Origin of the sequence: Pseudomonas sp. BN607, from assembly GCF_029871175.1 — a bacterium.
Taxonomy (GTDB): domain Bacteria; phylum Pseudomonadota; class Gammaproteobacteria; order Pseudomonadales; family Pseudomonadaceae; genus Aquipseudomonas.
In genome coordinates, this window is the sequence record NZ_SSOE01000056.1 from 117296 (window position 1) to 138215 (window position 20920).

Annotated in this window: 18 protein-coding genes; 7 read left to right on the forward strand and 11 right to left on the reverse strand. The window is 61.9% G+C overall.

Features of this window, described 5'->3' with window-relative positions; all coding sequences use genetic code 11:
• The first annotated feature begins 26 nt into the window (after positions 1–26).
• The 3 genes from E8E68_RS14450 (at position 27) to E8E68_RS14460 (ending at position 5541) form a co-directional block, all read left to right on the forward strand.
• Positions 27–2438 (forward strand): glucose/quinate/shikimate family membrane-bound PQQ-dependent dehydrogenase, encoded by a 2412-nt coding sequence (locus E8E68_RS14450; protein WP_110742739.1) that lies wholly within the window; start codon positions 27–29, stop codon positions 2436–2438.
• A 158-nt stretch (positions 2439–2596) separates the two neighbouring features.
• Positions 2597–5014 carry an endopeptidase La gene (gene lon / locus E8E68_RS14455; protein WP_266028795.1) on the forward strand — a complete coding sequence of 806 codons (2418 nt, stop codon included), beginning with the start codon at positions 2597–2599 and terminating at the stop codon, positions 5012–5014.
• Positions 5015–5148: 134 nt separating this feature from the next.
• Positions 5149–5541, forward strand: coding sequence for a protease inhibitor I42 family protein (locus E8E68_RS14460; RefSeq protein WP_266028796.1), 393 nt, complete (start codon positions 5149–5151; stop codon positions 5539–5541).
• A 6-nt stretch (positions 5542–5547) separates the two neighbouring features.
• On the opposite strand, the gene E8E68_RS14465 is transcribed toward E8E68_RS14460, so the two are convergent.
• Both E8E68_RS14465 and E8E68_RS14470 read right to left on the reverse strand, forming a co-directional pair.
• Positions 5548–6483, reverse strand: coding sequence for an alpha-xenorhabdolysin family binary toxin subunit B (locus E8E68_RS14465; RefSeq protein ID WP_266028797.1), 936 nt, complete (start codon positions 6481–6483; stop codon positions 5548–5550).
• Between the two features lies 1 nt (position 6484).
• Entirely contained in the window at positions 6485–7675 is a 1191-nt protein-coding gene (locus tag E8E68_RS14470) for an alpha-xenorhabdolysin family binary toxin subunit A (RefSeq protein WP_266028938.1), read from the reverse strand.
• Between the two features lie 200 nt (positions 7676–7875).
• Between E8E68_RS14470 and cmoA the strand changes: the two genes are divergently transcribed.
• Both cmoA and cmoB read left to right on the forward strand, forming a co-directional pair.
• Complete coding sequence (gene cmoA / locus E8E68_RS14475) at positions 7876–8619, forward strand: carboxy-S-adenosyl-L-methionine synthase CmoA (protein ID WP_266028798.1); 744 nt, start codon at positions 7876–7878, stop codon at positions 8617–8619.
• Positions 8616–9572: a tRNA 5-methoxyuridine(34)/uridine 5-oxyacetic acid(34) synthase CmoB gene (cmoB, locus tag E8E68_RS14480; protein WP_266028799.1), complete on the forward strand. Its 957-nt coding sequence runs from the start codon at positions 8616–8618 to the stop codon at positions 9570–9572. Before cmoA ends, cmoB begins: the two co-directional genes overlap by 4 nt.
• A gap of 68 nt (positions 9573–9640) precedes the next feature.
• Here cmoB and E8E68_RS14485 read toward each other — a convergent pair whose 3' ends face one another.
• Entirely contained in the window at positions 9641–9844 is a 204-nt protein-coding gene (locus E8E68_RS14485) for a hypothetical protein (protein WP_266028800.1), read from the reverse strand.
• A 279-nt stretch (positions 9845–10123) separates the two neighbouring features.
• Here E8E68_RS14485 and E8E68_RS14490 point away from each other — a divergent pair, with 279 nt between their 5' ends.
• Both E8E68_RS14490 and E8E68_RS14495 read left to right on the forward strand, forming a co-directional pair.
• Positions 10124–10798, forward strand: a complete 675-nt coding sequence (locus E8E68_RS14490; RefSeq protein ID WP_110742726.1) for a heavy metal response regulator transcription factor — start codon at positions 10124–10126, stop codon at positions 10796–10798.
• The gene (locus tag E8E68_RS14495; protein ID WP_266028801.1) at positions 10795–12177 is read left to right on the forward strand and encodes a heavy metal sensor histidine kinase; all 1383 of its coding nucleotides are present in this window, start codon (positions 10795–10797) and stop codon (positions 12175–12177) included. Before E8E68_RS14490 ends, E8E68_RS14495 begins: the two co-directional genes overlap by 4 nt.
• 49 nt (positions 12178–12226) lie before the next feature.
• Here E8E68_RS14495 and pdxJ read toward each other — a convergent pair whose 3' ends face one another.
• The 8 genes from pdxJ to E8E68_RS14535 form a co-directional block, all read right to left on the reverse strand.
• Positions 12227–12967 (reverse strand): pyridoxine 5'-phosphate synthase, encoded by a 741-nt coding sequence (pdxJ, locus tag E8E68_RS14500; RefSeq protein ID WP_266028802.1) that lies wholly within the window; start codon positions 12965–12967, stop codon positions 12227–12229.
• A 43-nt stretch (positions 12968–13010) separates the two neighbouring features.
• Positions 13011–13694: a DNA repair protein RecO gene (gene recO, locus E8E68_RS14505; protein WP_266028803.1), complete on the reverse strand. Its 684-nt coding sequence runs from the start codon at positions 13692–13694 to the stop codon at positions 13011–13013.
• A gap of 54 nt (positions 13695–13748) precedes the next feature.
• Positions 13749–14651 (reverse strand): GTPase Era, encoded by a 903-nt coding sequence (era, locus tag E8E68_RS14510; RefSeq protein WP_003252061.1) that lies wholly within the window; start codon positions 14649–14651, stop codon positions 13749–13751.
• A complete protein-coding gene (gene rnc / locus E8E68_RS14515; RefSeq protein WP_110742722.1) occupies positions 14644–15333 on the reverse strand; it encodes a ribonuclease III in 690 nt (229 codons plus the stop codon). The genes era and rnc overlap by 8 nt, the downstream gene beginning before the upstream one ends.
• Positions 15334–15496: 163 nt before the next feature.
• The gene (gene lepB, locus E8E68_RS14520) at positions 15497–16351 is read right to left on the reverse strand and encodes a signal peptidase I (RefSeq protein ID WP_110742721.1); all 855 of its coding nucleotides are present in this window, start codon (positions 16349–16351) and stop codon (positions 15497–15499) included.
• 5 nt (positions 16352–16356) lie between these two features.
• Positions 16357–18156 (reverse strand): translation elongation factor 4, encoded by a 1800-nt coding sequence (gene lepA, locus E8E68_RS14525; protein WP_266028805.1) that lies wholly within the window; start codon positions 18154–18156, stop codon positions 16357–16359.
• A 181-nt stretch (positions 18157–18337) separates the two neighbouring features.
• Positions 18338–19771 carry a DegQ family serine endoprotease gene (locus E8E68_RS14530; protein ID WP_110742720.1) on the reverse strand — a complete coding sequence of 478 codons (1434 nt, stop codon included), beginning with the start codon at positions 19769–19771 and terminating at the stop codon, positions 18338–18340.
• 176 nt (positions 19772–19947) lie between these two features.
• Positions 19948–20913 carry a MucB/RseB C-terminal domain-containing protein gene (locus E8E68_RS14535; RefSeq protein WP_266028807.1) on the reverse strand — a complete coding sequence of 322 codons (966 nt, stop codon included), beginning with the start codon at positions 20911–20913 and terminating at the stop codon, positions 19948–19950.
• Between the last annotated feature and the right edge of the window lie 7 nt (positions 20914–20920).

Below are 20920 nucleotides of genomic sequence, written 5' to 3' on the forward strand. Positions count from 1 at the left end.
TTTATCGACCTGACGGAGAACCTACGATGAGCACTGAAGGTGCCAACCATGGAAGCCGCTGGCTACCGCGCCTGATCGGCGTGCTGCTGTTACTGATGGGCCTGGCCCTGCTGGCCGGCGGCATCAAGCTTAGCCAGGTAGGCGGATCGCTTTACTACCTGATCGCCGGTATTGGCTTTGCCCTGTCGGGCGCCCTGCTGCTAGCCCAGCGCCGCATCGCGCTGGGCCTCTACGGCCTGGTGTTGCTGGGCAGCACCGTGTGGGCCCTGCTTGAAGTCGGCCTGGACTGGTGGCAACTGGTACCGCGCCTGGCGCTGTGGTTCGCCATCGGCGTGGTGTTGCTGCTGCCGTGGGCACGTCGCCCGCTGATCGGCCCGGCCAGCAAGGTCAACACTGCCCTGCTCGGCGTTGCCGTGGTCGCTTCGGGCGCCTGCGCCCTGGGCAGCCAGTTCACCCACCCCGGCGAGGTGTTCGGCGAACTGGGACGGGACAGCAGCGAAATGGCCAGCGCCGCCCCGTCGATGCCTGACGGTGAATGGCAGGCCTATGGCCGTACCGAACATGGCGACCGCTACTCGCCGCTGCGCCAGATCACCCCGCAGAATGCTTACCGCCTGGAAGAAGCCTGGCGCATCCGCACTGGTGACTTGCCGACTGAGAACGACCCGGTGGAGCTGACCAACCAGAACACCCCGCTGAAGGTCAATGGCATGCTCTACGCCTGCACCGCGCACAGCCGCCTGCTGGCCCTGGACCCGGACACCGGCGCGGAAATCTGGCGCTACGACCCGCAGGTAAAGAGCCCGACCGGCACCTTCAAGGGCTTTGCCCACATGACTTGCCGCGGCGTTTCGTATTATGACGAAAACCGCTACGTCAGCCGCGACGGCAGCCCAGCGCCGAAAATCACCGACGCAGGCCAGGCCGTAGCCCAGGCCTGCCCACGCCGCCTTTACCTGCCAACCGCAGATGCCCGGCTGATCGCCATCAACGCCGACAACGGCAAGGTCTGCGATGGCTTCGCCAACCAGGGTGTCATCGACCTGACCACCGGCATCGGCCCGTTCACGGCCGGGGGCTACTACTCCACCTCGCCTGCCGCAATCACCCGTGACCTGGTGATCATCGGTGGCCACGTCACCGACAACGAGTCGACCAATGAGCCGTCCGGGGTGATCCGCGCCTACGATGTGCACGATGGCCACCTGGTGTGGAACTGGGACAGCAACAATCCGGAAGACACCAAGCCATTGGCCGCTGGCAAGCAGTACAGCCGCAACTCGGCCAACATGTGGTCGATCGCCAGCGTCGATGAAGACCTCGGCATGATCTACTTGCCATTGGGCAACCAGACCCCGGACCAGTGGGGCGCCGATCGCACCCCGGGCGCCGAGAAGTACAGCGCCGGCGTGGTGGCCCTGGATCTTGCGACCGGCAAGGCCCGCTGGAACTACCAGTTCACCCACCACGACCTGTGGGACATGGACGTCGGCAGCCAGCCGACCTTGGTGCACCTCAAGACCAACGATGGCGTCAAACCGGCAATCATCGTGCCGACCAAGCAAGGCAGCCTGTACGTGCTGGACCGCCGCGACGGCACGCCAATCGTGCCGATCCGTGAAATCCCCACCCCGCAAGGCGCGGTGAAGGGCGACCACACCTCGCCGACCCAGGCCCGTTCCGACCTGAACCTGCTTGGCCCGGAGCTGACCGAACAGGCCATGTGGGGCGCCACGCCGTTCGACCAAATGCTGTGCCGCATCCAGTTCCGCGAGCTGCGCTACGAAGGCCAGTACACCCCACCGTCCGAGCAGGGCTCGCTGGTCTACCCGGGCAACGTCGGAGTGTTCAACTGGGGCAGCGTGTCGGTCGACCCGGTACGCCAGCTGCTGTTCACCTCGCCCAACTACATGGCCTTCGTATCGAAGATGGTCCCACGTGAGCAGGTTGCCGAAGGCAGCAAGCGCGAGAGCGAGACCAGCGGCGTGCAGCCCAACACCGGCGCGCCGTATGCAGTGACCATGCACCCGTTCATGTCGCCACTCGGCGTACCGTGCCAGGCCCCAGCCTGGGGCTACGTCGCCGCCATCGACCTGTTCACCAACAAGGTGGTGTGGAAACACAAGAACGGCACCACCCGCGACAGCACCCCGGTACCGATCGGCCTGCCGGTGGGCGTGCCGAGCATGGGCGGCTCGATCGTCACTGCCGGTGGCGTCGGCTTCCTCAGCGGTACCCTCGACCAGTACCTGCGCGCCTATGACGTGAACAACGGCAAGGAATTGTGGAGTGCTCGCCTGCCAGCAGGTGGCCAGGCCACGCCGATGACCTACACCGGCAAGGATGGCAAGCAGTATGTGCTGGTGACCGCAGGCGGCCATGGCTCGCTGGGCACCAAAATGGGTGACTACATCATCGCTTACAAATTGGCTGAGTAAGTTGCCGAGCCCTGCTTGCAGCGCTCATTCCCCTGTACCGGCCTAACGGCCGGTGCAGGCAATCAAAGATGAAACCCTCCCCCGCTCCGTTCGTTTACCATTGAAACCCATTCCCCACCGCCCCATCTAAGCACCATAGCCATTCACGCAGGTGCCCCATGAGCAACCAGCAGGATTTCCCGGAACACCCCGACGAACACAGCGAAGTCGAACACACCACCCCGGCCGAACCCGGCCACGCCCTCGCCCTGCCCGGCCAGCAGCTGCCGGACAAGGTCTACGTGATCCCGATCCACAACCGCCCATTCTTCCCGGCCCAGGTGCTGCCGGTCATCGTCAACGAAGAACCCTGGGCCGAAACCCTCGACTTGGTGGCCAAGTCCCCCGACCACTGCCTGGCACTGTTCTTCATGGACACCCCGCCAGAAGACCACCGCCACTTCGACACCGCGGCACTGCCGCAGTACGGCACTCTGGTCAAGGTGCACCACGCCAGCCGAGAAAATGGCAAGCTGCAGTTCGTCGCCCAAGGGCTGACCCGGGTCCGTATCCGCACCTGGCTCAAGCACCATCGCCCGCCTTATCTGGTCGAAGTCGAGTACCCGCGCCAGCCCGCCGAACCGACCGACGAGGTCAAGGCCTACGGCATGGCCCTGATCAATGCGATCAAGGAGCTGCTGCCGCTCAACCCGCTGTACAGTGAAGAACTGAAAAACTACCTCAACCGCTTCAGCCCCAACGACCCGTCGCCGCTCACCGATTTCGCCGCCGCGCTCACTTCGGCCACCGGCAACCAGTTGCAGGAAGTGCTCGACTGCGTGCCCATGCTCAAGCGCATGGAAAAGGTTCTGCCGATGTTGCGCAAAGAGGTGGAAGTTGCGCGCCTGCAGAACGAAATCTCGGCCGAGGTGAACCGGCAGATCGGCGAGCACCAGCGTGAGTTCTTCCTCAAGGAACAGCTCAAGGTGATCCAGCAGGAGTTGGGCCTGACCAAGGACGACCGCAGCGCCGACCTGGAACAGTTCCAGCAGCGCCTCGAAGGCAAGACGCTGCCACCCCAGGCGCGCAAACGTATCGATGAAGAGATGGGCAAACTGGCCATCCTCGAAACCGGCTCACCCGAATACGCCGTCACCCGCAATTACCTTGAATGGGCCACCGCACTGCCGTGGGGCGTGTACGGCAAGGACAAGCTAGACCTCAAGCACGCGCGCAAAGTGCTCGACCAGTACCACGCTGGTCTCGATGACATCAAGGAACGCATCCTGGAATTCCTCGCGGTGGGCGCCTGGAAGGGTGAGATCAGCGGCTCGATCGTGCTGCTGGTAGGCCCGCCCGGGGTGGGCAAGACCAGTATCGGCAAGTCGATCGCCGAGTCGCTCGGCCGGCCGTTCTACCGCTTCAGCGTTGGCGGCATGCGCGACGAGGCCGAAATCAAAGGCCACCGCCGCACGTACATCGGCGCACAGCCTGGCAAGCTGGTCCAGGCCCTCAAGGACGTCGAAGTGATGAACCCGGTGATCATGCTCGATGAAATCGACAAGATGGGCCAGAGCTACCAGGGTGACCCTGCGTCGGCGCTGCTGGAAACCCTCGACCCGGAGCAGAACATCGACTTCCTCGACCATTACCTCGACCTGCGGCTCGACCTGTCCAAGGTGCTGTTCGTGTGCACCGCCAACACCCTGGACTCCATCCCCGGGCCGTTGCTCGACCGCATGGAAGTGATTCGCCTGTCCGGCTACATCACCGAAGAGAAACTGGCCATCGCCAAACGCCACCTGTGGCCCAAGCAGCTGGAAAAGGCCGGTGTGGCCAAGACCAGCCTAAGCATCAGCGACAGCGCCCTGCGCCTGGTAATTGAAGGGTATGCCCGCGAGGCCGGCGTCCGTCAGCTGGAAAAACAACTGGGCAAACTGGTACGCAAGGCGGTGGTCAAGCTGCTGGAAGACCCGCAAGCGAAACTGAAGATTGGCCCCAAGGACCTGGAGGCCGCACTCGGCATGCCGGTGTTCCGCAGCGAGCAGGTGCTGGCTGGCAAAGGCGTGATCACCGGCCTGGCCTGGACCAGCATGGGCGGCGCCACGCTGCCGATCGAGGCAACCCGCATCCACACCCTCAGCCGTGGCTTCAAGTTGACCGGCAAACTTGGGGATGTGATGAAAGAGTCGGCTGAGATTGCCTACAGTTACGTCAATTCCAATCTGAAGCAGTTTGGTGGCGACCCGGGCTTCTTCAACGAAGCGTTCATTCACCTGCACGTCCCCGAAGGGGCGACGCCCAAGGATGGTCCTAGCGCGGGCATCACCATGGCCAGCGCCCTGCTGTCGCTGGCCCGCGACCAGGCACCGAAAAAAGGCGTGGCCATGACTGGCGAGCTGACCCTCACTGGCCAGGTGCTGCCGATTGGCGGTGTGCGCGAGAAGGTCATTGCAGCACGGCGGCAGAAGATCTTCGAACTGATCTTGCCGGAACCTAACCGTGGTGACTTCGAAGAACTGCCGGACTATCTGCGTGAGGGCATGACGGTGCACTTCGCCAAACGCTTTGCTGACGTGGCGAAAGTCCTGTTCTGAGGCTGACGCAATCGGTGCAGGAGCGGCTTTGCGGTCCTTTCACGACACATGGCCGCTGCTGCACTGACCGCGTCAGGCGCACTGTGCACCGAACATCGGTTATCCTGAGGGCATCGCCAGCCTCCGGAGCCAACATGACCACCGCCCGTCTGCTCGTTCCCCTGAGCTTCGCCCTGCTTTCTGCCTGCGCCCAACAGCCGACGCAGCCCGTCGAACTGGACGCCGAAAGTGAATGCCCCACGCGCCTGCAAGTCGGCCAGGCACTGACCCTGAGCTTGCCCAGCAACCCTTCAACCGGCTATCGCTGGCGTGTAGAAAATCCCGCATCGAGTGTACTCCGCAGCCTCGGCCCGGAGGTATACAGCGCACCCGAGGATGAAGACGTGGTCGGCAGTGCCGGTGTTTCCACCTGGCGCTTCCTGGCCAACAGCACCGGGGATGCACAACTGGTGCTGGTCTACCAGCAGCCATGGGCCGCAGACGTTGCCCCGGTGCAAACCTTCGATTGCAAGGTTGTCGTCCGTTGAGCAGGATCAGATGCGGTCATACCTCAGCTGTACCACCATCAGGTATTCGCACAGGCTCCTCAATGCAGTCGTAGCAGCGTCCAGGTCCATCGTCGCACTGAGTGGCGCGGCCTGAGCCAGCCACTCCAGTTCAACCTTGCGAAGCTCGTTTAGCCACTCATTCTTGAGTGGCACAAGACCAGCCAAAGCGCTTACTGCCTCCTGTTCATTCCGCGCCGCTTGCAAGGCTCGCTGCACCTGCCGCTGGTCACCCAATGCTTCATCGATTCTGGCATCGAGCCGGGCACGGGCCTTGCCCAGGTCGCTGAATGTCTTGGCGCCCTCCAGCGCATCTGCGTGACTGGCGAGCTTCTGCGTCACAACCTTGAGCAAGCCAGCGTCAAGTTTCGGGTCGGTGATCAACCCTGTGATCTGATCGATTTCGTCGTCACTCGGGATGAGGCCCTTCAGTGCGCTGGCAATCGAAGGCTTCTCGAACAATTCGATAGCCTGGGTGATATCTGCCCGCTGTTGACGCAACGTCGCCAACCGTTGATCGAAAGCGACCGCCTGTTCTTGAAGAACATCCGTTCGTGCTTCCGCGGCCGCCAATGCGTCGACAATGGCCGACAGCGAGAACAGCTCCAGCCGCAGGTTTTTATTTGCCAGCCGCGCATGATGCTGGCCCAAGCGCTCCAGTACACTGGCAAGCCTGTGGTGCGTACCGATGCCCCCGTTCCCCGGGATGAAATCCCGCTCGTCCAGCAACACGATGCCGCCTATCAGGCTCTCCTTGAACGCGCGTTCGACGACCAGCAACAGCGCGCGCAGTTCAACCAACTGCTCGCGCGCTGCGGGAAGCACTTTCATCTCCCAATCTTCCATGAGCTCGAACATGCGTTCCTGCACGTTTTGCATGTGTAAAAAATCGGGCATGACGGTTTCAGTCTTGGCAACATCCATATCAGGCTTCCTCGTACTCTTCAACCAACTCATTGAACAACTCGGACAGTACATGGCAAATACTGCCTATCTTTGTCCACGGCTTGATAACTTCCGAGAAGTCATGCACGAAGGATTCAAGCTGGGCTATCGTGCTCAGCTCTTTGGCCTCACTGACAGAGTTATGGGCATACGAAGCGAGGAACAACCACACATCCGCCAACCGTTTAGTGGCCGCCGAGAGGTCCTTGCACCTGAACTGCAAGTCTCTGATCAGCGTCGAAACACGCTCGACATCTTTCAGGACCGGCTCGAGGTTGCCCAACTCACGCGCCAATTCTTCGCGCTGCTCAATGAGCGCATTCTTGGTGGCCCTGATTTCTTCTGCCCTGGTACCGAACACACCACCGGTTATCACCAAGCCAATCGGCCCAAGCAGGATACCGGTGAACGCGTAACCCACATTGGCATCGTACTCGGATTTCAGCTCATCGATCTGCTCGTCCCACGCATCGAGTTGCCTGCGCTTTACCAGTGTTTTCTCCGGGGAAACTTTCTCGTCGAAGTGCTTCAACAAGCGCCCCATGCGCGGTTTGAGCTCCCGTTTGATTTCACTGTTGAACCAGTTCGCGCGGGCATCGACGGCATCGATCCGCCGCTGGGTACCTTCAATTTCCCTGACCAGCTCGGAAATGCCCCGGGTCAGGACATTGGCGATTTGCGCTTGCTCCTCTTCGCTCAGCTGCGCGGTGTAAACATCGTCGCCCTGCTCGGCCTTGCGTTTCCTGATCGCCATGAAAACTTCGCTGCTTTCAAGGTTCTCCAACAGGCTACCGCCACGCTGTACCAGGCTTTCGGCGAACAGTTCAACTTCTGGCCCCAACTGCTTTATGCTGCGTTCCAGTTTGTCCCATTCATTGGCATGCCGATGCAGCGCGACATAAAGGTCATTGACCATCGACGCCTCGATACCCAAGGCGGCGTAATTAGCCTCCCTCTCTATCTCCACCTGCGTACGGGGGAGCTGATGGACAGTACTGACGTAGCGCTTGATAACTTTCAAATTTTCAGGCGTCAGTAAACCGCCAACTTGCTGACTGCCGCCCAGCCGACTTTCAATGAATGAGAAATAGCGTTCGGGCAACACTTTGACTTTGGACACCAGGTCCAGTTCTTCTACCGGCAGTTCTTCCTGCCCTGTGGCGGTATTCATAATCACCTATGAACTCAATAGATTAAAGGCCACTGAAGTTTCCACCCGCACGCCACTCAATACAGTGGCTCGAATAACTAAACAGTGTGGGAAAGTTCACTGCCATCCGCATGAATGCTCCGACCCTGAAGCATTGCCATGGCAAGATGCGCAGCCATTGGATAAAATGCGCTCCCGTTTCACCCTGTATCGAGCCCACCGTGAGCAAACAACCAGACCGCCTTTTCTCCCAACCCTTGGAGCAGGTGCCTGACTTCGTCTTCAACGAGGACGTGGTGCGCGTGTTTCCGGACATGATCAAGCGCTCGGTGCCCGGTTACCCCACCATCGTCGAAAACCTCGGCGTGCTGGCCGCGCGCTTCGCCCAGCCAGGGACTGCGCTTTACGACCTGGGCGCATCGCTGGGCGCTGTCACCCAGTCGCTACGTCGCCATGTGCGCAGCGACGGCTGCCGGGTGATTGCGGTGGACAATTCCGCCGCCATGGTCGAGCGCTGCCGCCAGTACCTCACCGCCCAGGACTCGATGTTCCAGGAGCTGCTGCCGGTGCAAGTGCTGGAAGCGGATATCCTTGCCCTGCCCTTCGAGCCCGCCTCGGTAGTGGCGATGAACTTCACCCTGCAGTTCATCGCCCCCGACCAGCGCCTGGCATTACTGGGCCGCATCCGCCAGGCGCTGCTGCCTGGCGGCGCGCTGATCCTCTCGGAGAAGCTGCGCTTTGCCGATGAACAAGAGCAGGACCTGCTCAATGAACTGCACCTGGACTTCAAGCGGGCCAATGGCTACAGCGAACTGGAAATCGCCCAGAAGCGCAGCGCCATTGAAAACGTGATGCGCCCCGATACCCTCGAAGCCCACCAGGAGCGCCTGCGTGCCGCCGGTTTCTCGAAAGTGGTGCCTTGGTTCCAATGCCTTAACTTTGCCTCGTTGATAGCCCTGCCATGATCGATCTGTCCCCCCTCGTCCGCCGCCTGGCGGGCACGCCCCTGGCTTCCTGGTCGCAAGGCCTGCAAGCACAACTGGACGCCAAGCTGGAAAAGGGCCACGGTGACCTCGACCGTTGGCGCGGCGCACTCGATGCCCTGCCCGCCTTGAAACCCAGCGAAATCGACCTGGTCAACGGATTACGCCTGGACTGCGACTGCGACGACAGCAGCCGCGCACAGATGCGCCAGGCATTGATGGGCCTGTCGCCATGGCGCAAAGGGCCGTTTGACCTGTTTGGTGTGCACGTCGATACCGAATGGCGCTCGGACTGGAAATGGTCCCGGGTCGGCCCTCACCTGAACCTCCAGGGCAAGCGCGTGCTCGATGTAGGCTGTGGCAACGGCTACTACCAGTGGCGCATGCTCGGTGCCGGCGCCGACATGGTGATTGGCGTCGACCCCAACTGGCTGTTCTTCTGCCAGTTCCAGGCCGTACAGCAGTACCTGCCGGAACTCCCCGCCTGGCACCTACCGTTCGCCCTGGAAGAACTGCCGGCCAACCTGGAAGGTTTCGACACGGTGTTTTCAATGGGCGTGTTCTATCACCGCCGCTCACCTATCGAGCACTTGCTGGCGCTCAAGGACTGCCTGGTCAAAGGGGGTGAGCTGGTACTGGAAACGCTGGTGATCGAGGGTGACGAAAACCAGGTACTGGTCCCTGAAGACCGCTACGCCCAGATGCGCAACGTCTGGTACCTGCCGTCAGTGCCCGCGCTTGAGCGCTGGTTGCGCCGGGCCGGCTTCAGCGATGTGCGTTGCGTCGACGTGAGCGTGACCACCGTCGAGGAGCAGCGCAGCACCGAATGGATGCGCTATCAGTCGCTGGGCGATTTCCTCGATCCGCATGACCATAGCAAGACCGTCGAAGGGCTGCCGGCCCCACGCCGCGCCACGCTGGTGGCGCGCAAATAAAAAAGGCGCCCACCCGGGCGCCTGAATGCACCTGCGCCGAGGAGCTGTCGCAGCGCAGGTGCTGTTGCCTAGTCTTTGGCCACTTCGCGGGCGTTCTCTTGCGCCTTGCGCTCGCGTTCGGCCATGGCCTGCTGCTTGTCACCGTGCAGGCGCTGCTGGTCTTCGCGGAACGCTTGCCAGAACTGCCTGGAGCGTTCCGCACCGCCCTCGGCGTAAACACTGGCGCTGCCCAGGGCCAGGGCGGCCAGCAGCAGGTACTTGGTCAGGTGCATCGTGTTTGCCTCGTGATAACCGATCAGACAGGGCCATCCTGGCAGAGGCTGGCTAACGGCAAGGTGAGGCGGGGATTACAGTCCTGCAATGTGGGGTTTGATGCAGGCCTCGTCGTGGGCCTGCTCGGTAAGAGGCCGGAACAGACAGCCAGATAACGCCAGGATTACAAATCCGTTATCTGCGCTGCAGCCCTGCTCTCATGCCGTAACATCCTGCCCCTTGACCCTGATGTCACTACAGGGTCGAGAATCGCGCCCTTTCATCGAACCGAGCCCCCCATGCGCCTACTCATCATCGAGGACGAACTGCGTACTGCCGACTACCTGCACCAAGGCCTGCGCGAAAACGGCTACGTGGTCGACTGCGCCCATACCGGCACCGACGGCCTGCATCTGGCCCGCCAGCAGCCTTACGACCTGGTCATCCTCGACGTCAACCTGCCCGAGCTCGATGGCTGGACCGTACTGCAGCGCCTGCGCGCCGAATCTTCTACGCGCATCATGATGCTCACCGCTCACGGCCGCCTGGCCGACCGGGTCAAAGGCCTGGATCTGGGCGCTGACGACTACCTGCTCAAGCCGTTCGAGTTCCCTGAACTGCTGGCACGCATCCGCAGCCTGCTGCGCCGCAACGACCAGCAACTGCAGCCCAGCACCCTGCGTGTCGCTGACCTGGAGCTGGACCCCGGCCGCCATCGTGCCTACCGCGGCGGGCAGCGCATCGACCTGACCGCCAAAGAGTTCGCGCTACTTCACCTGCTGATGCGCCAGACCGGCGAAGTGCTTTCGCGCACGCAGATCATTTCGCTGGTGTGGGACATGAACTTCGACTGCGACACCAATGTGGTCGAGGTCTCGATCCGGCGCCTGCGGGCAAAGATCGACGACCCCTTCGACAACAAGCTGATTCATACCTTGCGCGGCGTCGGCTACGTCCTGGAAGCCCGCTTTTGAAAACCGCCAGCCTGTCGCTACGTCTGGGCCTGAGCGTGACGCTGATGGGCGCTGCGCTGGTGCTGTTACTGGGCTGCCTGGCCGTGTTCGCCCTCGATCACGAGCTGGACAGCCGCGCACGCAAGGACCTGACGCGCAAAATGCTGCAGGTCGAGCACAACCTGCGCGTCGACCTGCGCAGCGAGGATTTGGGCAGCCGGGCCCACCCACTGCTCGACCTGGTGATGGGGCACGATAACCTCAGCCTCAGCGTGCTGGCCCTCGAAAGCCGACACCCGCACTTGCTAAGCCTGGGGCCGGCGCTAGAGTCGCAGGTCGGCGATTTGCCCACCCATGCCCGCCTGGCCTTCTACGCCTGGCGCGACAGCAGCGGTAACCAGATCCTCACCGTGACCCGGCTGATGCAGCTGCGCGACGACACCCCGGTCAAGGTCATGATGTCGCTCAACCGCGCCGACGATAACGCCCTGTTGCAGGCCTACCTGCACTCCACCTTGCTGGCGCTGCCGCTGCTGCTGGTCCTGATCGGTGCGGGCGCCTGGTGGCTGATGCAGCGCGGCCTCAAGCCGCTGCGGCACTTTCGGCGCATTGCCGGGCAGGTCTCGGCCCAGGACCTGCAGCATCGCCTGCCCGACAGTGGTCTGCCGCTTGAGCTGGAAGAACTGGCGCACAGTATCAATGTGATGCTCGACCGCCTCGACCAAGGTGTCAGCCAGCTGTCGCAGTTTTCCGACGATCTGGCCCACGAACTGCGTACGCCATTGAGCAACCTGATGGGTAAGGCACAGGTGACCCTGGCCCGTGAGCGGGACACCGCCAACTACCGCGAAGTACTGGAAGACAGCATCGATGAGCTGACCCGGCTCAACCGCATCATCAACGACATGTTGTTCCTCGCCCAGGTCAGCCAGCCGCAGGCGCAGGTGGCACTGAAACCCTTGGCGTTGGCTGACGAGGCGGCACGGGTTGTCGAGTTGTTTGCCTTCAGTGCCGAGCTGAAAGCGGTTGAGCTACGGGTTCGCGGCTGGGGCACGGCGCTCGGTGACCGGTTGATGTTCCAGCGGGTGTTGTCGAACCTTCTGAGCAATGCCATTCGGCACAGTCCCGAGCATGAGCCCGTCGAATTGCATATCGAGCGCGCGGGCGGTGAGATACGTCTATCGGTAGAGAACCGGGGGCCTGGCATCGCGGCCGAGCACCAGCAGCGCTTGTTCGAGCGGTTTTACCGGGTGGGCTCGGGGCGCTCGCGGCTGGAGGGCGGAACCGGGCTGGGGCTGGCGATCGTGAGGTCGATCATGCAGTTGCACGGTGGAAGGGTCGAAGTGAGTAGCAGCCCGTTGGGGCCTACCCGCTTCACCCTCGTATTCGCCGCCGAGTGATCGGCTGCCTGCGCTGGCCGCGAAAGGGCCAGTACAGGCAGCCAATAAATCAGCGCGAAGCCGCGACGATCAGCGCCTTCATCTCGGCTACAGCAGCCTTGAAACCAACGAACAGGGCATGTGCCACCAGCGCATGGCCAATGTTCAACTCATTAATGCCCTTGATCGCCGCCACCGCCTCCACATTGTGGTAATGCAGGCCATGGCCGGCATTGACGATCAGCCCCTGGCCCACGCCAAAAGCCACGCCATCGACAATGCGCTGGAGCTCTTGCGCCACTTCCGTCGGGGTTTCGGCATCGGCATAACGGCCGGTGTGCAACTCGATGGCCGGCGCGCCTACCCGACGCGAAGCCTCGATCTGCCGCTCGTCTGCATCGATGAACAACGAAACCTCGGCACCAGTACGCGCCAGGCGCTCCACCGCCGCCTTGATCCGTGCTTCCTGCCCCGCAACGTCCAGGCCACCTTCGGTGGTCAGTTCCTGACGGGTTTCCGGTACCAGGCAGATGTGCGCCGGGCGAATCTTTTCGGCAAAGGCCATCATCTCTTCGGTGACGCCCATCTCGAAGTTCATGCGGGTCTGCAGCACATCCTTGAGCAGCACCACATCACGCTCCTGGATGTGCCGGCGGTCTTCGCGCAGGTGCACGGTGATGCCATCGGCGCCTGCTTCCTCGGCATCCAGAGCAGCCTTGACCGGGTCAGGGTAACGCGTGCCGCGGGCCTGGCGCAGGGTCGCCACGTGGTCGATGTTGACGCCAAGAAGCATGCGGTTGCTGTGAGTCACGAAAGGCTCTCCTGAAGATTGAGCCACACAGCATACGTCGTGATCAGCGCTTGCGAAACAGTTCGCGACTGACCAGGGGTTTTGCCCCCAGGTGAACGGCCAGCGCCTGGCGCATCAGGCGCTTCGCGGCGAGCAACGCGCCAGGTGCGTCCCAGTCGGCTTCAGCCAGGGCCAGCAACTCGATCCCGCGAAACAGGCCGGGCTGCAACAGCTCGACCCGCTCCAGGCCGGCATCCACGCGCAGGCGATACAGACCGTCGGCAGCGATAGGCTGGTCGTTGACGTCTTGGCTCAATGAAAACGCATACCCCAGCTCATCAAGCAGCCGCCATTCGAACGAACGCAGCAGAGGTTCCAGCGGGCGGCCTTCGCCCAGGGCCTGCAAGGTCAGGGTGTAGTGGTCGAAAATTGCCGGAAACGGTGCTTCGGCGGGCAGCAGCCGCATCAGCAACTCATTCAGGTACAGCCCGCTGAACAGCGCATCGCCATGCAGCCAGGCGGCGATGCCGCTGCTGTCCATGCGACCGACATTCTTTAGCTCGCCGCGCCCCCGCAGCTCTAGCTCCAGGGGTACGAACGGCCGCACCAGGCTGCCACCCTTGCCGCGTGCACGACGCAGCACGGCGCGCATGCGGCCCTGCGGGGTGAAAAAGTCCACCAGCGCGCTGGTTTCCTTGTAGGCACGGCTGTGCAGCACATAGGCTGGCTGGCCGACAGGTTGTTCCATTAAGAATCACTCGCCCCGAGGGTTGCACTCGCCCTTGTGGGAGCGGCGCGCGGCTTACAGGTCGCCGTAGCCCAGCGAACGCAGTGCGCGCTCGTCATCGGACCAGCCGCCCTTCACCTTGACCCACAGGTTGAGCATGACCTTGGAGTCGAACAGCACTTCCATGTCCTTGCGCGCCTCGGAACCGATACGCTTGATGCGCTCACCCTTGTCGCCAATGATGATCTTTTTCTGGCCGTCGCGCTCCACCAGGATCAGGGCGTGGATGTGCAGCACATGGCCCTGCTGCTTGAATTCCTCGATTTCGACGGTGATCTGGTACGGCAGCTCCGCACCCAACTGGCGCATGATTTTCTCGCGTACCAGTTCGGCGGCGAGGAAGCGGCTGCTACGGTCGGTGATCTGGTCTTCGGGGAAGAAATGATCGTTCTCGGGCAGGTGCTTGGCGATCTGTGCTTCCAGCGCTTCAAGGTTGTGCCCCTGCTGCGCGGAAATCGGCATCACCTCGGCGTTCGGCAGTTGCTCTTGGAGCCACTGCAGGTGCGGAATCAGCTCGGCTTTCTCTTCCATGCGGTCGGTCTTGTTGACCGCGATGATCAGCGGGCCGGTCACATACTGCACGCGCTCCAGAACCAGCTGGTCCTCGTCGGTCCACTTGGTACGGTCGACCACGAAGATAACCACGTCGACGTCCTTGAGGGCCGCCGAGGCGTTGCGGTTCATGTAGCGGTTCAGCGCCTTGTCGTTGGCCTTGTGCATGCCCGGGGTATCGACATAGATCGCCTGCACATCACCTTCGGTCTTGATGCCGAGCATGTTGTGCCGGGTGGTCTGCGGCTTGCGCGAGGTAATCGCCAGCTTCTGACCGAGGATGTGGTTGAGCAGGGTCGACTTGCCGACGTTGGGGCGGCCGACAATGGCTACGTAGCCACAGCGGGTCGGGTTGCTATCAGTCATTGCCATTCTCCACGCCCAGGGCGATCAGTGCAGACGCGGCAGCGACTTGCTCGGCAATACGCCGGCTGACGCCCTGACCACGGCTCTTGTTGTTCAGCAGCACCACTTCGCATTCGACGAAGAAGGTCCGGCAGTGCGGTTCACCCTGGATATCCACTACTTCGTAACGCGGCAGCTCACAGCTGCGCGACTGCAGGAACTCTTGCAGGCGGGTTTTCGGATCTTTGTTGGTGTCGACCAGGGTCAGACCTTCGAACTCGTCTGCCAGCCAGGCCAGTACGCGTTCGCGGGCCGTTTCCATGTTCGCGTCCAGGTAGATGGCGCCAATCAGCGCCTCCAGGGCATCGGCCAGGATCGACTCACGGCGAAAACCGCCGCTTTTGAGTTCACCGGAACCCAGGCGCAGGTACTCACCAAGGTCAAAGCCACGGGCCAGACGAGCCAGGGTTTCACCCTTGACCAGGCGGGCACGCAGGCGCGAAAGCTGGCCTTCGCGGGCCTGCGGGAAGCGCTCGAACAGCGCTTCGCCTGCAACGAAGTTGAGGATGGCGTCACCGAGAAACTCCAGGCGCTCGTTGTTACGCCCGGCGTAGCTGCGATGGGTCAGCGCCAGGAGCATCTGGTCCTGGTTCTTGAAGGTGTAACCGAGCTTTCGCTCGAGATGGGCAAGGGAAGCACTCATGCGGCCACCCGTTGGTTGTTCAACGCGTTGTTCAAATCAACATCCTGAAAGACTGTTTGGCTGTGGTCCGCCGCGCGATGTGCGGCGAATCTCCCGATCCCTGAGAACACAGCCTATGTCAGAAATGCATTCGGCGCTGTCTGCTGGACAGCGCCGAAGGGTATCAATGGATCAGGCCGACCCGCGACAGGTTGGGCAGGTGGCTGAGTTTCGGCTCTGGCCAGCTCATCCAGACTGCGAAGGCCTTGCCGACGATGTTCCGGTCCGGAACCATGCCGTGCAGTTCCTTGGGAATGTTCGGGTCATCCCAGAAACGGCTGTCGTTGGAGTTGTCGCGGTTGTCGCCCATCATGAAGTAATGGCCTGCCGGTACGGTCCACTGCTGGTCCGGCGGCATGCGATAACGGCTCATTTCCTTGCGGATCAGGTGTTCGGCCTCGCCGAGCTTTTCCTTGTACAGCTCGGCGCTGCCCAGGGTGCCCGGTTCGCTGCCCACCAGTTGTTCGGCAATCGGCTGACCGTTGACGAACAACCGCTTGTCGTTGGTGTAGCGCACCACATCGCCCGGCAGGCCCACTACACGCTTGATGTAGTTGACGTTGGGGTCGCTCGGGTAGCGGAATACCATTACATCCCCGCGCTGCGGATCACCCACCTCGATGACCTTCTTGTCGATCACCGGCAAGCGAATACCGTACGAGAACTTGTTCACCAGGATGAAGTCGCCCACCTCCAGGGTCGGTTTCATCGAACCCGAAGGAATCTGGAACGGCTCGACCAGGAACGAGCGCAGCACCAGCACGATGAACAGTACCGGGAAGAACGACTTACCGTATTCGACCAGCAACGGCTCTTTGTTCAGGCGCTCGACCACGGCCAACTCGGGCTGGCTTACGCTGCCCTGATAGTTGGCAATTGCCGCACGCCGGCGCGGGGCCAGGAACAGCAGGTCGATCAAGCCCAGCAGACCGCAGACGAATACGGCGATAACCAGCAACAGCGGGAAATTTAGCGACATAGGACCTAGCTATCCAACCTGAGCACGGCAAGGAAGGCTTCCTGTGGAATTTCCACGTTGCCCACCTGCTTCATGCGTTTCTTACCGGCCTTCTGCTTCTCAAGCAGCTTCTTCTTACGGCTGACGTCACCGCCGTAGCACTTAGCCAGTACGTTCTTTCTGAGCGCCTTGACGGTTGTCCGCGCAATGATCTGGCCGCCAATGGCTGCCTGGATCGCCACATCGAACATCTGCCGAGGGATCAGTTCTTTCATCTTCTCGGTCAATGCACGGCCTTTGTAAGCCGCATTGTCGCGGTGCACGATCAATGCCAAGGCATCGACCTTGTCGCCGTTGATCAGCACGTCCAGCTTGACCAGGTTGGCCGACTGGTAGCGATCGAAATGATAGTCCAGCGAAGCATAGCCGCGGCTGGTGGATTTGAGGCGGTCGAAGAAGTCCAGTACCACCTCGTTCATCGGCATGTCATAGCGCACTTGCACCTGGCTGCCGAGGAACTGCATGTCGCGCTGTACGCCACGCTTTTCGATGCACAGGGTAATGACGTTACCCAGGTGCTCCTGCGGCACCAGGATGGTCGCGGTGACGATCGGCTCGCGGAAGTCGGCCACGGCCGACACGTCCGGCAGCTTGGACGGGTTGTCGACGACGATGGTTTCGCCGGTTTTCAGTTCCAGCTCGTAGATCACGCTTGGCGCGGTGGTGATCAGGTCCAGGTCGTATTCGCGCTCCAGGCGCTCCTGGATGATCTCCATGTGCAGCATGCCGAGGAAGCCGCAACGGAAGCCGAAGCCCAGGGCGTCGGAGCTCTCCGGCATGTACTGCAGCGACGAATCGTTCAGGGTCAGCTTCTGCAGGGCATCGCGGAAGTCTTCGAAGTCGTCGGAGCTCACCGGGAACAGGCCGGCGTAGACCTGCGGCTGGATTTTCTTGAAGCCTGGCAGCACTTCGACCTCAGGGGTCGAGGACAGGGTCAGGGTGTCACCCACCGGAGCACCGTGAATGTCCTTGATGCTGGCGATGATGAAGCCTACTTCGCCGGCTTTCAGATCAGCGGTCTGGGTGTGTTTCGGGGTGAATACACCGACGCTGTCGACCAGGTGCACCTTGCCGGTGGACTTGACCAGGATCTTGTCGCCTTTCTTGACCCGGCCCTGGCGCACGCGCACCAGCGAGACCACGCCAAGGTAGTTGTCGAACCAGGAGTCGATGATCAGCGCTTGCAGCGGTGCATCGATCTCGCCTACCGGCGCAGGGATCGAGTGCACCAGGCGCTCGAGCACCTCGTCCACGCCCATGCCGCTCTTGGCGCTGCACGCCACGGCGTCGGTGGCGTCGATGCCGATGATCTTTTCGATCTCGTCCTTGACGCGGTCCGGGTCAGCCTGGGGCAGGTCCATCTTGTTCAGGACCGGCATGACCTCCAGGCCCTGCTCGATGGCGGTGTAGCAGTTGGCCACGGATTGGGCTTCGACGCCCTGGCCGGCGTCGACAACCAGCAGTGCACCTTCGCAGGCCGCCAGCGAGCGCGAGACTTCGTATGTGAAGTCGACGTGGCCGGGGGTGTCGATGAAGTTCAGCTGGTAGGTCTTGCCGTCCTGCGCCTTGTAGTGAAGCGTGACGCTGTGGGCCTTGATGGTGATACCGCGCTCGCGCTCCAGGTCCATGGAATCGAGCACCTGGGCTTCCATCTCGCGTGCCGACAGGCCACCGCACATCTGGATGAAACGGTCGGCCAGCGTCGACTTGCCATGGTCGATGTGGGCGATGATGGAGAAATTGCGGATATGACTCAAATCACTCACGGGTCAACACTCGAAAAGGCTGCGAGCCGGACGCCCGCCGAAAAATAGCCGGGAATTGTACCTTAAGCTGCTGGGTTATGGGAGATTCCTCTGTCCGACTGTACACAGCAATGCTTCACTCAATTGTGAAGATTCATGAAAAAGGGCAGCCGAAGCTGCCCTTTTCGCCTTGCCAAGCCGCTTATTCAGCGAGCTTGAAGGTAATGAAGCTGGCGCGGCCCTGACGCAGCACACGCATCGACACCGAACGGTTTTTCGGCAGTTCCTTGGCGATTTCGGTGAACTCCTTGGCCGAACCGATGGCCTGGTTGTTCAGGTGGCTGATGACATCGCCCGGGCGCAGACCAATCAGCGCAGCCGGGCCATCCTGGACTTCCTTGATGACCACGCCGCCCTTGAGCTCAAGGGATTTCTTCTGCTCTGCGGTCAGGTCGGCTACCGATACCCCCAGGCGGTTGCTGCTGCGCTCGGCGGTGCCTTCGGCGCCGGTACCGATCTCCGCGTCGTCATCCGGCATTGCACCCACGGCAACCTCCAGGTTCTGGCGCTTGCCGTTGCGGATGATTTCCAGCTTGGCCTTCTCGCCGTCCTTGAGGCTGCCGACCAGATGCGGCAGGTCGGCCGACATGACGATCGGCTGGCCGTTCATGCTCAGGATCACGTCACCCACCTGCAGGCCGCCCTTGGCTGCGGGGCCGTCTTCCAGCACCTGCGCCACCAGGGCACCAGCCGGCTTGTCCAGGCCGAAGGATTCAGCCAGGTCCTTGTTGACCTCCTGAATCACCACGCCCAGCCAGCCGCGGCTGACCTTGCCGTCCTTCTTGAGCTGGTTGGAAACGTCGATCGCCACGTCGATCGGGATAGCGAACGACAGGCCCATGAAACCGCCGGAACGGGTGAAGATCTGCGAGTTGATACCCACCACTTCGCCCTTCATGTTGAACAGCGGGCCGCCGGAGTTACCCGGGTTGATGGCCACGTCGGTCTGGATGAACGGTACGTAGGTGTCATTCGGCAAGGTACGGCCCTTGGCGCTGACGATACCTTTGGTCACGGAATGGTCGAAGCCGAACGGCGAACCGATGGCCAGGACCCACTCGCCCACCTTGAGCTTTTCGGAATCACCCAGCTTCACGGTCGGCAGGTTCTTGCCCTCGACCTTGAGCAGGGCCACGTCGGTGCGCGGATCGGTGCCGATCAGCTTGGCCTGCAGCTCACTGCGGTCCGACAGGCGAACGATGATCTCGTCGGCGTCGGCCACCACGTGATTGTTGGTCAACACGTAGCCATCGCTGGAAATGATGAAGCCCGAGCCCAGCGACATCGCCTCACGCTGGCGGTCACCGCGCGGCGAGCGCGGCTGCTGGGGCATGTTGCGCTCGAAGAACTCGCGGAACATTGGCGGCAGCCCTTCCAGGTCCGGCATCTGGCCTTGGGCGACGCGGCGGTCCGGTAGCTTCTGCTTGGTACTGATGTTGACCACCGCCGGCGAGGCTTGCTCGACCAAGGTGGTGAAGTCCGGCAGGGCTTCCTCGGCCTGGGCGCTGAGCACCTGGCCGAGCATCAGCACGGCGGCGAACATCGTTAGGTAGGATTTCAAGCGTGGTATTGACATACGGCTCCCGTCACAACGAGCGGTAGTTTAGAAAGGCCCCTGCACAAAGCAGGAAAGGCCAGGCTCCTGAGAGCCTGACCTATAGGAAATTTACCGATGGATTGCAAATGACAATGCTTTAATTTCATTTCAGCCGCATGTCCGCCTACCTTGGCACAGCCCGCAAAGGCCCGCCTTTACTGGCGTGCCTGAGCGTCCTGAGGGCGCATCGAGAGGGCGACGCGTTCTGCCGTACCCAGCGGAATTTCGCCGACCACGGTCACCATCACCTTACCCTTGGGGGTGTTAAGGCGACGTGAAACCGCCGAAGTCGGGCCCAGCTGGGTGCGCATGTCGGTACCGCCGTCATCATTTACCGGCTCGAGAAACACCGAGAAACGCGCCAGGCCGTCGTCATACATCAGGCTGCTGACCGAGCTGTTGCGCTTGGGGTCGCTGCGCATCGAGCTGTTGACCAGCTCGAAGCCCGGCGGCAGCCAGTCCGAGCGCCAGCCGGCGACGCTGTCGTCGCTGGTAGCCGTGGCATGCCGCACCGGCTTGCACTCTGCCCCGGGACGCATGTCGGCATCACTGGGCAGTTCGTCGGTATCAAGGCGGGTCATCTGGAAGCGCTCCAGCAACTGCCCTTTGTCGTTGAGCATCAACGAGCGCAGCGGCAGGCCGGTTTTTTTATCCAGGTGCAATTCGAAGGCATAGCGATGCTGGTCCCGCGGGGTAAGCGTGACAATCACGGCGTCGCGCCCGGCGACCCGTGACTTGCCCGCCACGTTCAAGTCGTACCAGCTCATCAGTTTGAGGGGATCAAGCACACGTGACGAGGTGTCCGGGGGTGCCGAGACACTGCTGGCCAGGGCCCCGCTCACGCATTCCACCTTGCCATCCACGCGCACGATTTCCTGGGCGGCGCCATCGAGCTGCAACAGCCGCTCGCTGACCTTGCCGCCTTCGACCCTGTGCCAGATGTCATGGGAGGAGAAGCTGCCGTTACGTTCGTAGACAAAAGAGCCTTGATAGCTCTGCTTTTGCTCGGCCTGTGCCAGCTTGTTCAGCCACTCGCTCGCCTCGGGCGAAGAATTGGCCGCCAACGCTGGCACCGTCATGCAGCTGCCAATCAGCAGCGACAAGAGAGGTAGCGCGCGCATGATCCTC

Excerpts from the sequence above, each read along its gene's own strand:
- E8E68_RS14465 (WP_266028797.1), bottom strand. The coding sequence starts at position 6,483 with ATGGATGTTGCCAAGACTGAAACCGTCATGCCCGATTTTTTACACATG.
- E8E68_RS14460 (WP_266028796.1), top strand. The coding sequence starts at position 5,149 with ATGACCACCGCCCGTCTGCTCGTTCCCCTGAGCTTCGCCCTGCTTTCT.
- E8E68_RS14450 (WP_110742739.1), top strand. The coding sequence starts at position 27 with ATGAGCACTGAAGGTGCCAACCATGGAAGCCGCTGGCTACCGCGCCTG.
- rnc (WP_110742722.1), bottom strand. The coding sequence starts at position 15,333 with ATGAGTGCTTCCCTTGCCCATCTCGAGCGAAAGCTCGGTTACACCTTC.
- E8E68_RS14485 (WP_266028800.1), bottom strand. The coding sequence starts at position 9,844 with ATGCACCTGACCAAGTACCTGCTGCTGGCCGCCCTGGCCCTGGGCAGC.
- cmoB (WP_266028799.1), top strand. The coding sequence starts at position 8,616 with ATGATCGATCTGTCCCCCCTCGTCCGCCGCCTGGCGGGCACGCCCCTG.
- E8E68_RS14530 (WP_110742720.1), bottom strand. The coding sequence starts at position 19,771 with ATGTCAATACCACGCTTGAAATCCTACCTAACGATGTTCGCCGCCGTG.
- lepB (WP_110742721.1), bottom strand. The coding sequence starts at position 16,351 with ATGTCGCTAAATTTCCCGCTGTTGCTGGTTATCGCCGTATTCGTCTGC.
- E8E68_RS14490 (WP_110742726.1), top strand. The coding sequence starts at position 10,124 with ATGCGCCTACTCATCATCGAGGACGAACTGCGTACTGCCGACTACCTG.
- lon (WP_266028795.1), top strand. The coding sequence starts at position 2,597 with ATGAGCAACCAGCAGGATTTCCCGGAACACCCCGACGAACACAGCGAA.
- recO (WP_266028803.1), bottom strand. The coding sequence starts at position 13,694 with ATGGAACAACCTGTCGGCCAGCCAGCCTATGTGCTGCACAGCCGTGCC.
- era (WP_003252061.1), bottom strand. The coding sequence starts at position 14,651 with ATGACTGATAGCAACCCGACCCGCTGTGGCTACGTAGCCATTGTCGGC.
- E8E68_RS14470 (WP_266028938.1), bottom strand. The coding sequence starts at position 7,675 with ATGAATACCGCCACAGGGCAGGAAGAACTGCCGGTAGAAGAACTGGAC.
- E8E68_RS14535 (WP_266028807.1), bottom strand. The coding sequence starts at position 20,913 with ATGCGCGCGCTACCTCTCTTGTCGCTGCTGATTGGCAGCTGCATGACG.